Below are 13,058 nucleotides of genomic sequence, written 5' to 3'. Positions count from 1 at the left end.
GTCAGCGTGCGCGGCGGGAGAAGAAGGAGATCAACACCGGCAGCGTCACCAGGATCACGATAGGGGCGAGCATCATGCCTGTCACCACGACGACCGCAAGCGGCTTCTGCACCTGCGAGCCGATGCCTTCCGACAGCGCGGCCGGCAACAGGCCGATGCCGGCGACGACGCAGGTCATCAGCACCGGCCGAAGCTGCAATTCGCCGGTGCGTATCACCGCGGTCATGCGGTCCATGCCCTCTTCGATGAGTTGGTTGAACTGCGACAGGATGATGATGCCGTCCATCACGGCGATGCCGAACAGCGCGATGAAGCCGATCGCCGCCGAGACACTGAAGGCGGTACCTGTGATCAAGAGACCGAGCACGCCGCCGAAGATGGCCATCGGAATCACGCTCATGGCGAGCAGCGTGTCGGTCATCGAGCCGAAATTGAACCAGAGCAGGACGCCGATCAGCGCCAGCGAGATCGGCACCACGATCGACAATCGCCGGATCGCGTCCTGGAGATTGCCGAATTCGCCGACCCAGTCCATGTGCGCGCCGGGCGGCAGTTGCACCTGAGCGGCGATCTTCTGCTGCGCCTCGCGGATGGCGCTACCGAGGTCGCGTTCACGTACCGAGAACTTGATCGGCAGATAGCGCTCCTGCTGCTCGCGATAAATGTAGGCCGCACCCGAGACGAGGCTGATGGTGGCGACCTCGCTCAGGGGGATCTGCGTGACGGTGCCGTTCGGTCCGGGCGCACCGATCCGCAAATTCTGGATCGCCTCGGCGCTCCTGCGGAATTCCGGCGCAAGACGAACGATGATCGGGAAGTGGCGGTCGCTTCCTGCCTCGTAGATGTCACCGGCGGTGTCGCCGCCGATCGCGACCTTGATGGTGGCGTTGATGTCGCCCGGCGCGAGGCCATAGCGCGCGGCCTTGGCACGGTTGATATCGATCTGGATGGTCGGCTGCCCCAGTGAGGTGAACACGGCAAGGTCGGTGACGCCCTGCACGGTTGATAGCACCGACTTGATCTTGTTGGCGGTGTCGGTCAGCGCCTGGAGATCGCTGCCGAACAGCTTGATCGAGTTCTCGCCCTTCACGCCGGAAACGGCTTCGGAGACATTGTCCTGGAGATATTGCGAGAAGTTGAACTCGACGCCGGGGAAGCGATCGTCAAGCTGCTTGAGCAGTTGCGCGGTCAGCTCTTCCTTGTCGCGGGTGCCGGGCCATTGGCTGGCGGGCTTGAGGGGCGCGAAGAACTCGGCGTTGAAGAAGCCGGCGGCGTCGGTGCCGTCATCGGGGCGGCCGTGCTGCGACACCACGGATTCCACTTCAGGCCGCGCGCGGATCACCTTGCGCATTTCGTTGACGTAGGAGTTGCCTTCCTGAAGCGAGATGGTCGGCGGCAGCGTGGCGCGGATCCAGAGATTGCCCTCCTCCAGCTTCGGCAGGAATTCGAGGCCAAGCAAGCGGCTGAGCGCAACCGTCATCAGTACGAGGCCGAACGCGCCACCGAGCATGATGCCGCGGTTGGCGACCGCCCAATGCAGCACCGGCATGTAGATCCGATGCAGGATCAGCATCACCCTGGTCTCGGTCTCATGAACATGCGCCGGCAGAATGATCGCCGACAGCGCAGGAGTGACGGTGAACGTCGCAAGCAGACCGCCGGCCAGCGCGTAGGCATAGGTCCGGGCCATCGGTCCGAAGATGTTGCCCTCGACGCCGGAGAGCGTGAACAGCGGCAGGAAGGCCGCGATGATGATGGCCGCGGCGAAGAAGATCGAACGAGAGACATCGGCCGCCGCGCTGAGGATGGCGTGGCTTTTCATGCCGAACAGCGTCTCGGACGACATCTGCTCGGATTCCGACATCGGCGTCGTCTGCGTCAGGCGCCGGAAGATCGCCTCCACCATGATGACGGTGGCATCGACGATCAGGCCGAAATCGATCGCGCCGACCGACAACAGGTTCGCCGATTCCCCCCGTAGCACCAGGATGATCACCGCGAAGAACAGCGCGAACGGAATGGTGGCGCCGACGATCAGCGCACTGCGGAGATCGCCGAGGAATATCCACTGCAGCAACACGATCAGCAGAATGCCGATCACCATGTTGTGGAGCACAGTGTGGGTCGTGAGGTCGATCAGGTCGCCGCGGTCATAGATGCGCTCGATGCGCACGCCGGGCGGCAGGATGCTGGAGTCGTTGATGGTTTGAACGAGTTGGTGGACGCGCTTGATGGTTGGCGAGCTCTGCTCGCCGCGGCGCATCAGGACGATGCCTTGCACGATGTCGTCGGACTCATCGAGGCCGGCGATGCCGAGACGGGGCTTCTGGCCGACGGTGACGGTGGCGACGTCCTTGACCAGCACCGGATTGCCGTTGGTCTGCGAGACCATGGTGTTGGCGAGGTCGTCGATCGAGCGGATCAGGCCGACGCCGCGCACCACGGCCGATTGCTGACCGATATTGACGGTGTTGCCGCCGACATTGACGTTGGAATTGCCGACCGCCTGGAGCAATTGCGGCAGCGTCAGGCCGTTGGCGACCAGCTTGTTGAAGTCGACCTGGAGCTCGTAGGTCTTGCTCTTGCCGCCCCATCCGGTGACGTCGATCACGCCGGGCACGGCACGGAAGCGCCGCTGGAGGATCCAGTCCTGGATGGTCTTGAGGTCGAGCACGCTGTAGTTCGGCGGGCCGACGAGACGGTAGCGGAAGATTTCGCCAATTGGACTGAGCGGCGAGATCTGCGGCTGCACATTGCCGGGCAGCGGCGCGAGCTGCGCCAGGCGGTTCAACACCTGCTGCAATGCCTCGTCATAGGTGTAAGCGAACGAGAACTGCAGTTTGACGTCGGAGAGGCCGTAGAGCGAGATGGTGCGAATGGTCGTCACGTTCTTCAGACCCGCGACCTGGGTCTCGATCGGAATGGTGATGTAGCGCTCGATCTCCTCCGCCGACAGGCCCGGGCTCTGCGTCACGATGTCGACCATCGGCGGAGTCGGATCGGGGTAAGCCTCGATGTTGAGCTGGTTGAACGCGATCAGGCCGCCGATGAGGACGGCGACGAACATCCCGACCATCAGGAAGCGCCGGTTGACGGCAAGGGCGACGAGGCGATCCATTCAGGTCTTCAGCTTGTCTTTTCCCGGCCCGTCGATCAGCTGCCGGACGCGGCGCGGTCGATGAACAGGCTGCCTTTGGTGACCACCTGCTCGCCGGGCTTGAGATTGCTGGTGACCTCGACGAGGTTGCCATTGATGAGACCGATCTTGATCTCGCGCAGCTCCACCGACTTGTCCTCGCGTGCGACCCAGAGGCGGACCTTGTCGGCTTCGTAGATCAAGGCCTGCTTCGGTACCGCCGGCGCGGCGCGGTCGCCGGACGAATAGATCGTGACGTTGGCGAACATCTCCGGCTTCAGCAGGCCATCCTTGTTGTCGATGGTGGCGCGGACCAGCAGGCGGCGGGTGTTCGGATCGATCGCGGCGGCGACGTAGTTGACCTTGGCGGTCAAGGGGCGGCCTGGCAGCGCCATCACGTTGACGCTGATGTCCTGCCCGACGCACACGGCAGCCGCATCGCTCTCGCGCACGAAGGCGGTGAGCCAGACGGTGGAGAGATCGCCGACCACGAAGACCGGATCGCTGGCGCCCGAATTGACGTACTGGCCGGGGCCAATTTTACGCTGCACGACCGTGCCTGCGATTGGCGAATAGATCGTGACTTCCGGATTGATGACGCCTTTGTCCTGGAACGCCTTGATGGTCTCGTCGGTGAAGCCGAGGATCCGCAGCTTGTTGCGCGCGGCTTCCAGCGCTGTCGCCGAGGAGCGCATGTCGTTCTGCGCTTGAACCTGGGTCGCTTCCGCCTGCTGATAGTCCTTCAGTGGGATGGCATGGCCCTCGTAGAGGTCCTTGGCGCGCTTGAACTGGATATCGGCAAGATCGATCGCCGACTTGGCCTTGTTCTGCGAGCTCATCGCTGCAATGAAATCGTTCTGGGCCTGCACGGTGTCGGCGGCCTCGATCGTGAACAGCGGTTGGCCTTGCTTCAGCACCTCGCCTGGCTTGGCGAGCAGCTTGGTCACCCGGCCTGCATAGGGTGAAAACACCGGCGTCGAACGGTCCTCGTCGACTGCGACCTTGCCCTCGGTGACATACTCGGCGCGGAAGGTCTTGGCCTTGACCGGCTCGATCGTCAGCGTCGCCCATTCCGACGGCGTCGGCGTGAAGTTCTGCGCATTTCTGCGCGATTGGCTGGAGATCTCGGAGTGGCTCTTCTCCTTGGCTCCCGCATAGAGGAAGCCGTAGGCCCCGGCACCGGCAAGAGCTAGTAAAACTACGGATGTAATTACCCGTTGTTTTGTAAGCACCTGCAATCGCTTGGTATTTTCAACTACCATGGGGCCCGGTCATGTCTGCGATGATACCGGCGGATGCCTGCGTCATCGGTCGCGCTAATAGTGCCGAATTGTAATTTCAAACAACCTAAAAAACGCCGGGCGCCTTTCGGTTTGCGTTAAAAATTTGCGACACGTCAGCTTCACGTCAGCTTATCGCAGGCCACTCTGCCGGATGACTGCCGAGCGGCATCGCCGGACGGCTCCATTGCGCCGGCGTCTTCGACAGCAGTGCCGAATGGCGCACCGCCTTCAACGTGCCGAAGCCAGATGGCATGCCCTCGATGAATGCAGCATGTACGGCCTCACCCGTAATATCCGGGGTATTCAGGCCCTTTTCGAGCCGTCCGAGATTCCACAGCCAGCGCCCGGTCTGCGCCAGCGACACGCGCACGTGCCAGCTGCCGCCTTCGCGGGCCTGGCGGGCCTTGGCCATCATCGCGCCGAACGCCATCAGATAGCCGGTGGCGTGGTCGAGCATCTGCGCCGGCAATTCCTTCGGTCCATCGATGCCGGCAGCCTGTCCTTCGGCATGGTTGAACCCGGTCGTGGTCTGCACCAGCGAATCGAAGCCGCGCCGTTCAGCCCAGGGACCGGCATGGCCATAGGCTGACAGCGTTACGTAGACGATGCCGGGGTTGATTGTCGCTGCGTCCTCCGGCGTGAAGCCGAGAGCGGCAAGCGCGCGCGGGCGATAGCCTTGCGAGAAGATATCGGCGTCTCTCAAGAGCTCGCGCAACTGCGCACGCCCGGCCTCGCTTTTCAGCTCGATGAAGGTGGTGAGCTTGCCGCGCCCGGTGTCGATGGTCAGCCACGGAATGGCCGGCAGTTCGGGGCCTGACACGAGCAGCACATCCGCGCCGTGCGCGGCGAGCGTGCGGCCGGCGACGGGCCCCGCGATGACGCGAGAGAGATCGAGCACGCGCAGGCCTGCGAGCGGGCGATCGCCTTTTGGCAATCGTTGCGGCCATGGCTTCGGCGGGGCCTCGCCGATCTTCTCGATCGAGACCAGCGGCAATTCGGCGAGCGCGCGGGCCTGCGGCAGCGCCGACCATTCGTCGTAGGAACGCATCAGGGCAACGACGCCGCCCGCGGCGTAGGCCGCAGTCTCGAAATCCTCGCCCTTCCATAGCATCAATGCGGCCTGCACCTTCTCGCGCTCGGGTTCGCAGCCGAGCACCTTGCAGACGGCGTCGCGATGATGCGGGAAATTGGTGTGGCAGCGGACGAAGCGGTTGTCGCCGGTTCTGTAGACGCCGGCGATGGCGTCCCAGGCGGGCGGCGGCGGCTTGTCGTCGACGCGCAAGTAGCGCTCGGAGCGGCATTCGGCGACGGCATGGCGCAGGTCGACGCTGACGTCCTGCGCCTCGCCGCTGCGCAATCTCCAGATTTCGGCGGCGGCAAGGCCGGCGGCGGCGATCGTCGTTTGGCCAGCAATTGCGACGCGAAACGAAGACGGGATCTGCGGCTCCTCGCCCGTCAGCCGTACGCGCGCGAGCGCGGCGGCGTCACCGCCGGCGGAGGTCCAGATGCCACTGAGAATTTCGGTGGGGCTTTGCATGACCCTTCTCTCCCTTTAGCTTGCAATCATCGCATTAGCACACAAGGACAGGCAATGGCCGCCATCGATCCCCTCACCGCAGGCGCCGTGTTCATCGCAACGGCGGCCACCGACGCGGTCTATGTCATGTTCACCTCGGCCGTGATCGCGCGCAAGCGCGTGCCCGCGGCGAACTGGAGCGCGGTCTGGTACATGCTCTCCTCCTACGCAGTGATCAGCTACACCGAAAACGCTTTCTATGTGGCTTTCGCGGCGATCGGCTCCTGGGCCGGCGCCTACGTCTCACTGACATTCCTGCACCGCCCGCCCGGCGGCCCGCCGGTGGGGGCGGCACCAGAGTGAGGGCCGCTGTTTCCACACGGTTATCGCGAGCGAAGCGAAGCAATCCAGAGTCTTTCCGCGGTGGCAGTCTGGATTGCTTCGTCGCAAGAGCTCCTCGCAATGACGATGTGGAGGCTTTTGGGCATCTCTCGAAACAGCTACACTAGCTGCGACCAACAAAAAAGGAAAACCAACCAATGGATCTCGGTCTCAAAGGCAAGAACGCCATCGTGCTTGGCGGGACGCGCGGCATCGGGCGGGCGATTGCGGCGACGTTGGCCGGCGAAGGCAGCAATGTCGCGGTGTGCGCGCGCAACGGTGATCAGGTTGCCGCTACCGTTTCGGAGTTGAAGGCCAGCGGGATCCGCGCGACCGGCGGTCCGGTGGATGTCACGGACGGCGCGGCACTGAAATCCTGGATCGAGAATGCTGCAAAGGAGCTTGGCGGCATCGACATGCTGTTCTCTAACGCGGGCGCAATGGCACAAGGCCATGATGCCGCGTCGTGGGAGCAGAATTTTCGACTCGACCTGCTCGGCGCCGTGCACGCGTTCGACGCCGCGCGGCCGTTCCTCGAGGCTAGTGGCGACAAGGGTGGCGACGCCGCCTTCGTGATCATCTCATCGATCTCCGCGGCGCAAGCGGACACGGCGAGTTCCTACGGCCCGATCAAGGCTGCGTTGATCCACATGGCCAAGGGGCTGGCACGGCAGTACGCGAAGAAGAAGATCCGCGTCAACGTGGTTTCGCCAGGCACGGTCTATTTCAAGGGCGGCGTCTGGAATACGATCGAGCATAACATGCCCGAGCGCTACAATGATGCGATGAAGCGTAACCCCACCGGCCGCATGGCGACGCCGCAGGAGATCGCGAGCGCAGCGGTGTTTCTGGCGAGCCCGGTGTCGGGGTTCACCACGGGCTCCAATCTGGTGGTGGACGGCGCGATCTCGAACCGGGTGAATTTTTAGAACAAACTCGTCATTGCGAGCGTAGCGAAGCAAATCCAGTATTTCTCCGCGGTGACAGTCTGGATTGCTTCGCTGCGCTCGCAATGACGGGGCGAGAGGGGCGCGGCCCCCACCCTCAATGAAAATCCCGCGACGGCGGCAGGATGCGGACATTGCGGGGATGACGGATTTTTTGCGCGGGCGCATCCGTGTGGGCGCGGGGGTCGTCGTTGAGCGGTTCGACCACGGTGGCGCCTGCCGGCACCGGATGCTTGCGGCCGAGGGCGTCGTTGGCAAGGCCGACCAGATCGTGCGAACGGTCGATCATCCGCTGGGCGATCAGATGCGTCACCTTTTCGGGACTGCTCTGGATGTAGCCCTCGACCAGGATGAGGCGTGCGCCCATCACCTCCTTCCGGTACTGCTCCATGATCTTCGGCCACACCACGACATTGGCGATGCCGGTTTCGTCCTCCAGTGTCATGAACACGACGCCGCTGGCGCTGCCCGGCCGCTGCCGTACCAGCACGACGCCGGCACAGCGGACACGGCGCCGCTCGTTGTCGTGATTGATGTCCTTGCAGGCGACGATGCGCTCGCGCGTAAACATCTCCCGCAAAAATTCAATCGGATGGCCTTTGAGCGAAAGGCGAATGGTCTGGTAGTCCGCGACCACCTGTTCGGCGCGCGGCATCACCGGCAACGGCCTGGCGTGCTCGTCCGGCTGCTCGCGTGCGGTGGCCACCTCGAACAGCGGCAGCGGCACATCGTCGGGCAGGCGCCGCACCTGCCACAGCGCCTCGCGGCGGTCGAGCCCGAGCGAGCGGAACGCGTCGGCATCGGCGAGCAGGATCAACGCGCGCTTGGGCAGGCCGGTGTCGCGGGCGAAGTCTTCCAGCGATGTGAAGGGCCGGCGGTTGCGGGCGGCGACGATGCGGTCGGCCCAGTCGGGCGCTCTCTCCACATGGTCATTCCGGGACGCGCCTCTTTTCAGCCTTTCCTCATCCTCGTCCAGCCAGTGGAAACCGTCGATCTGGCGGAAGCCGAGACGTACCGCGCAATATCCGCCGTTTCCCTGCTCCAGCGTGCTCTGCGCAAAACTGTAGGACACATCGATCTCGCGCACCTCGACCCCGTTCTTGCGGGCGTCGCTGACGATCTGCGCCGGGGCGTAAAAGCCCATCGGCTGCGAGTTCAGGAGGCCGCAGCAGAATGCATCAGGGTGATAATGCTTCAGCCATGAGGAGATATAGACAAGCTGCGCGAAGCTTGCGGCATGGCTCTCCGGAAAACCGTAACTGCCAAACCCCTTGATCTGTTCGAAACAGTTTCTGGCAAAATCAGGCGCATAACCGCGCGCGATCATGTTGCCGATCATCTTGTCTTCGAACTTGTCGATGGTACCGACATTGCGGAACGTTGCCATCGCACGGCGCAGGCCGTTGGCCTCCTCGGCCGTGAACTTCGCGGCTTCGATCGCGATCCGCATCGCCTGCTCCTGGAACAAGGGCACGCCGAGCGTCTTGTGCAGCACCCTGTAAAGCTCGTCCTTGTCGCCATGATCCGGCGACGGAGACGGATAGCTCACCTTTTCCAGGCCGTTCCGCCGCCGCAGATAAGGATGCACCATGTCGCCCTGGATCGGACCAGGCCGCACGATCGCGACCTCGATCACGAGATCGTAGAAGGTCCGCGGCCTCAGCCGCGGCAACATGTTCATCTGCGCGCGGCTCTCGACTTGGAACACGCCGAGCGATTCCCCGTCGCACAGCATGTCGTAAACCCTGGAATCATCCTGCGGGACGCTCGCCAGCATCCAGCGTTCGCCCTTGTGCTGCTCGATCAAATCAAAGCATTTGCGGATGCAGGTCAGCATGCCCAGCGCGAGCACGTCGACCTTCATCATGTTGAGCGCGTCGACGTCGTCCTTGTCCCATTCGATGAAGGTGCGATCGTCCATCGCGGCGTTGCCGATCGGCACATAGGTATCGAGCCGGTCCTGCGTGAGCACATAGCCGCCGACATGCTGGGACAGATGACGCGGGAATTCGATCAACTCGGTCGCGAGCTCGACTGCGAGGTTGATCATGGAATTTTGCGGATCGAGGCCGGCCTGCCTGACCTGCATGTCGTTGAGACCCTTGCCCCAGCTGCCCCAGACGGTGTCGGCGAGTGCGGCGGTGACGTCCTCAGTCAGGCCCAGCGCCTTGCCGACGTCGCGGATGGCGCTGCGCGGGCGATAATGGATGACGGTGGCGATGATCGCGGCGCGATGGCGGCCGTAACGCCGATAGACATACTGCATCACCTCCTCGCGCCGCGAATGCTCGAAATCGACGTCGATGTCGGGCGGCTCCAGCCGCTCCTTGGAGATGAAGCGCTCGAACAGCAGATCGACCTTGGTCGGGTCGACCGAGGTGATGCCGAGCACGTAGCAGACCGCCGAATTCGCCGCCGATCCCCGCCCCTGGCACAAAATGTTCTGGCTGCGGGCGTAATGCACGATGTCGTGCACGGTGAGGAAGTAATGCGCGTATTTCAGATCGGCGATCAGTGCGAGTTCTTTCTTCAGGGTGGCGCGCAGCTTGTCGTCGATCTTGCCGCCAAAATATTTGTCGACACCGGCCCAGGTCAGATCCTCCAGATGCCCCTGCGCGGTCTTCCCCGGTGGCACCGGCTCATCCGGATACTGGTATTTGAGCTGGTCGAGCGAGAAGGTGATTTTGTCCGCAAAGCGCATGGTCTCCGCGATAGCCTCAGGGAAATCGCGGAACAGCCGCGCCATCTCCCTGGGCGTCTTCAGAAATCGCTCGGCATTGGCTTCCAGCTTCCGGCCGACCGCCTCGATCGTGGTCTTTTCCCGGATGCAGGTCAGAACGTCCTGGAGGGGACGGCGCGCGGGGTGGTGATAGAGCACCTCGTTGGTCGCAAGCAGCGGCACTTTTGCTTTTGCGGCGAGATCATCGAGCTGCGCGAGGCGACGGCGATCGTCGCCGCGATAGACCAGACTCGCCGCCAGCCACACGCCCTCGGCGCGACTTGCCTTCAGCTTGGCGAGGATGTCCTGCGCTTGCGCCGCATCGAAGCGATGCGGCAGCGTCAGGATCAGGAGCTGGCCTTCGGAAAACGCAAGGAGATCGGCGAAGGTGAGATGGCATTCGCCCTTCGCGATCCGCGTGATGTCGTCGCCGCGCTTGCCCCGGGTGAGAAGCTGGCACAGCCGGCCATAGGCGGCGCGGTCACACGGATAGACCAGGATATCCGGCGTGCCGTCGATGAAGACGATGCGGGTGCCGATCAGAAGCTTCGGCTTGTGCAGCACCTTGTCATTGTCGAGCTCCTTGTAGGCACGCACCACACCGGCGAGCGTGTTGTGATCGGCAATGCCGATCGCGGGAATGCCCAAGATGCTGGCCTGGTGTACATAGTCGCGCGGATCCGAGCCGCCGCGCAGGAAGGAGAAATTCGTGGTGATGCCGATCTCGGCATAAGCGGGCGTGTTCATGCGAAGAGACCGTGCACATACCAACCGGGAGGAGCGGGCTTGCCGTCGTCGTCGAAGCACTCCCCCTCGTAAAGACCGTCGCGAAAGATCCAGAAGCGTAGGCCTTCGGCATCCTCGATACGAAAATAATCCCGTGTCAGTTGCTTGCCGTCCTGCCGCCACCATTCCATGGCGATGCGCTCGGGGCCCTCCACCCGCACCACCGCATGCTGCGCGCGGCGCCAGGTGAATTGATGCGGCGGCCCGTCGGGCACGGTCGCGAACGGCACATTGATCGGCTCAGGCTTGTCGAACAACCGCAACGGACGCAGCGGCGGCTCACCCTCGGTGCGCGCGGGCCATTCGGCCTGCATGGCCACGGCGAGATGATGCTGGGCAGGCGCCGCCAGCACCGCACATTCAGGGATATGGGTATCCTCAGGCAGGTGCACGACGACGCGCTTTCCGCCGATGCGCGCGGCGATGCGGTCGATCAGCGCGGCAAGCTCGTCATTGTCGTGGACATGGGCGTCGAGATCGCGCTGCTCCTGCACCACGATCTCGGTGCGGCTTGCCGACAGCCGCACCATGTCGAAGCCGAAGCCGGGATCGAGGGGATCGGCGAGTGCATCGAGACGCTCGCGGAACAGCCGGTCGACGACCGCGCTCCGCGTCACGGGACGTCCGGTTTCGACCATGATGGCGCGCACCGCGCCGTCGGTACGGAAGAATGTGGCTTCTAACCGTCGCGCGCCCTTGCCCTGCTTCTCCATCGACGCGATCAACGTATCCGCCAGGCGCGACAGCGTCATCGCGATCATGGTGTCGGTCGCGATCGGCTCGGCAAAGCGTTTCTCCACGATGTAATCAGGCGGCGGCTTTCGTGGATTGATCGGCGCATCGCCCTGCCCCAGCGCATGCGCGAGCAGCGTGGAGAACCGCGCACCGAACCGCGCCGTGATTTCGCTCGGCGTGCGCGAGGCGACATCGCCGATGGTCTTCAGGCCGGCGCGTCGCAGACCGGTGGTAATGGCCTCACCCGCGCCAAGTGCGGACACCGGAAACCGACTGATTGCCGCCGCCTCCTCGCCATCGGCAACGATGGTCCCTGAAGATTGCCGCGTCAGCGTGCGCGCGCAGACCGAGGTGCCGGCGATCGCCGCGCTGACGGCAAAGCCCTGGCGGTCGAGGGCGCGGACAAGGGTTTGCAACAGCGCAGCCTCGCCGCCGAACAGATGCGCGCAGCCGGTGATGTCGAGGAACAGCCCGTGCGGCGGATCGAGTGCCACCAGCGGCGTGAAACGATCGCACCAGTCGGCGATGTCGCCGATCGTCTTGGCATCGGCCACGGCATCGGCGTCGAACACCTTTAAATCAGGACACATCGCCCGGGCATTGGCCAAAGGCTGGCCGATATGCAGACCGAGGCGCTCGGCCGCCTCGTCCAGCGCATGGATCACCAGCGCGTTGCTGTCCTTGGCAACGACGATGCTGGGCGCATTATTTTCATGCAGTCCGACGTTGCCGAAGAACCGCTGGATCCGATCGATGGGCAGGCGCGGCAGCCACAGGCTGAGGATACGCCGGCGATTCAGAGAACTGGCACTCATCACATTTCCATTCCATGATCCACCGGCCGCACGGGCCATGACGATTGCGCAGGAGCTCGGCATCGAAGCGCGGCGCCCCCCAGGCACTCCACATCGCGCCCGGCGGCGAATGCGCCGCGCGCAGCATCCATCTGGTCTCGGCGGTTGAGGGTAAAGGTTGCGCGGCCATCCGCAGCAGCAAGCCGGTGACACCAGAAGACTGCGCAGCCAGCGTCAGCTTGCGGCTCGCAACCAGATCGAACTGCCTCGTCTCGCCCCAGAGCTCGAGCACGATCGCACCCAGCGCGTCGCAGGCGAGCGCATCGGCCGCCGTGCGCAACGCACTCTCCACGTCGGCGGCGCGCACCATCACCATGCGGCGCGGATCGAGACCGATCTCGGTGAGCCCGCTCATCGACAGCGCACCGGTTTCAATTTCTGAAAAATCCTGCCGCACCCACAGCAGCGGTTTGCGTGCCGTCACGCGCCCCGCAAGTCCGGTGACAAAGCCCGTCGCGGCCGCGCCCTGACGTCCTTCGCAAAATACCTCGTGGATTGCCGCGCGTGCGAGCCCGCCCTTCAGCGCGCTGTCGGCCTCGCGATGGCCGAGCGCGACACGGTCGCGATGATGCACGACCTCCGCCGTCTCGATGCGCTCGATCTGGCCGCGCAAGGCTGCAAGCGCGCTTGTTCGTGCGCCGCTCATATACGCCGCTCCTTAAGGGTGATTGCCGATGGCTCTCAAAAAGAGAACCAGCGGC

8 protein-coding genes are annotated in these 13,058 nt (G+C 63.9%); 2 read left to right on the top strand and 6 right to left on the bottom strand.

Features of this window, described 5'->3' with window-relative positions; genetic code table 11:
* Position 1 precedes the first annotated feature (1 nt).
* The 3 genes from ACIPUD_RS16810 to ACIPUD_RS16800 form a co-directional block, all read right to left on the bottom strand.
* Positions 2–3,118 (bottom strand): efflux RND transporter permease subunit, encoded by a 3,117-nt coding sequence (locus ACIPUD_RS16810; protein WP_018456899.1) that lies wholly within the window; start codon positions 3,116–3,118, stop codon positions 2–4.
* 35 nt (positions 3,119–3,153) lie between these two features.
* Positions 3,154–4,398 (bottom strand): efflux RND transporter periplasmic adaptor subunit, encoded by a 1,245-nt coding sequence (locus tag ACIPUD_RS16805; protein ID WP_085352249.1) that lies wholly within the window; start codon positions 4,396–4,398, stop codon positions 3,154–3,156.
* 145 nt (positions 4,399–4,543) lie between these two features.
* On the bottom strand, positions 4,544–5,956 hold the full coding sequence (locus ACIPUD_RS16800) for a CoA transferase (protein ID WP_446481180.1): 1,413 nt from the start codon (positions 5,954–5,956) through the stop codon (positions 4,544–4,546).
* Positions 5,957–6,010: 54 nt separating this feature from the next.
* On the opposite strand from ACIPUD_RS16800, the gene ACIPUD_RS16795 reads away from it, so the two are divergent.
* Together ACIPUD_RS16795 and ACIPUD_RS16790 are read left to right on the top strand one after the other, a co-directional pair.
* Positions 6,011–6,298 (top strand): hypothetical protein, encoded by a 288-nt coding sequence (locus ACIPUD_RS16795; RefSeq protein WP_007593600.1) that lies wholly within the window; start codon positions 6,011–6,013, stop codon positions 6,296–6,298.
* Between the two features lie 176 nt (positions 6,299–6,474).
* On the top strand, positions 6,475–7,245 hold the full coding sequence (locus tag ACIPUD_RS16790; protein WP_446481179.1) for an SDR family NAD(P)-dependent oxidoreductase: 771 nt from the start codon (positions 6,475–6,477) through the stop codon (positions 7,243–7,245).
* 115 nt (positions 7,246–7,360) lie between these two features.
* On the opposite strand, the gene ACIPUD_RS16785 is transcribed toward ACIPUD_RS16790, so the two are convergent.
* From ACIPUD_RS16785 to ACIPUD_RS16775, 3 genes are read right to left on the bottom strand one after another with little or no spacing between them, the layout of a single operon-like run.
* A complete protein-coding gene (locus ACIPUD_RS16785; protein WP_446481178.1) occupies positions 7,361–10,729 on the bottom strand; it encodes an error-prone DNA polymerase in 3,369 nt (1,122 codons plus the stop codon).
* Positions 10,726–12,318, bottom strand: a complete 1,593-nt coding sequence (locus ACIPUD_RS16780; protein ID WP_446481177.1) for a Y-family DNA polymerase — start codon at positions 12,316–12,318, stop codon at positions 10,726–10,728. Before ACIPUD_RS16780 ends, ACIPUD_RS16785 begins: the two co-directional genes overlap by 4 nt.
* On the bottom strand, positions 12,215–13,003 hold the full coding sequence (locus ACIPUD_RS16775) for an ImuA family protein (RefSeq protein ID WP_446481176.1): 789 nt from the start codon (positions 13,001–13,003) through the stop codon (positions 12,215–12,217). The genes ACIPUD_RS16780 and ACIPUD_RS16775 overlap by 104 nt, the downstream gene beginning before the upstream one ends.
* Positions 13,004–13,058 lie beyond the last annotated feature (55 nt).

This window comes from Bradyrhizobium sp. CAR08 (assembly GCF_052871955.1).
This window is presented reverse-complemented; position numbering and strand designations above follow the sequence as displayed.

What these genes read in the sequence shown, in the direction of transcription:
- ACIPUD_RS16810 (WP_018456899.1), bottom strand. Translation starts at nt 3,118, where the DNA reads ATGGATCGCCTCGTCGCCCTTGCCGTCAACCGGCGCTTCCTGATGGTC.
- ACIPUD_RS16805 (WP_085352249.1), bottom strand. Translation starts at nt 4,398, where the DNA reads ATGGTAGTTGAAAATACCAAGCGATTGCAGGTGCTTACAAAACAACGG.
- ACIPUD_RS16800 (WP_446481180.1), bottom strand. Translation starts at nt 5,956, where the DNA reads ATGCAAAGCCCCACCGAAATTCTCAGTGGCATCTGGACCTCCGCCGGC.
- ACIPUD_RS16795 (WP_007593600.1), top strand. Translation starts at nt 6,011, where the DNA reads ATGGCCGCCATCGATCCCCTCACCGCAGGCGCCGTGTTCATCGCAACG.
- ACIPUD_RS16790 (WP_446481179.1), top strand. Translation starts at nt 6,475, where the DNA reads ATGGATCTCGGTCTCAAAGGCAAGAACGCCATCGTGCTTGGCGGGACG.
- ACIPUD_RS16785 (WP_446481178.1), bottom strand. Translation starts at nt 10,729, where the DNA reads ATGAACACGCCCGCTTATGCCGAGATCGGCATCACCACGAATTTCTCC.
- ACIPUD_RS16780 (WP_446481177.1), bottom strand. Translation starts at nt 12,318, where the DNA reads ATGAGTGCCAGTTCTCTGAATCGCCGGCGTATCCTCAGCCTGTGGCTG.
- ACIPUD_RS16775 (WP_446481176.1), bottom strand. Translation starts at nt 13,003, where the DNA reads ATGAGCGGCGCACGAACAAGCGCGCTTGCAGCCTTGCGCGGCCAGATC.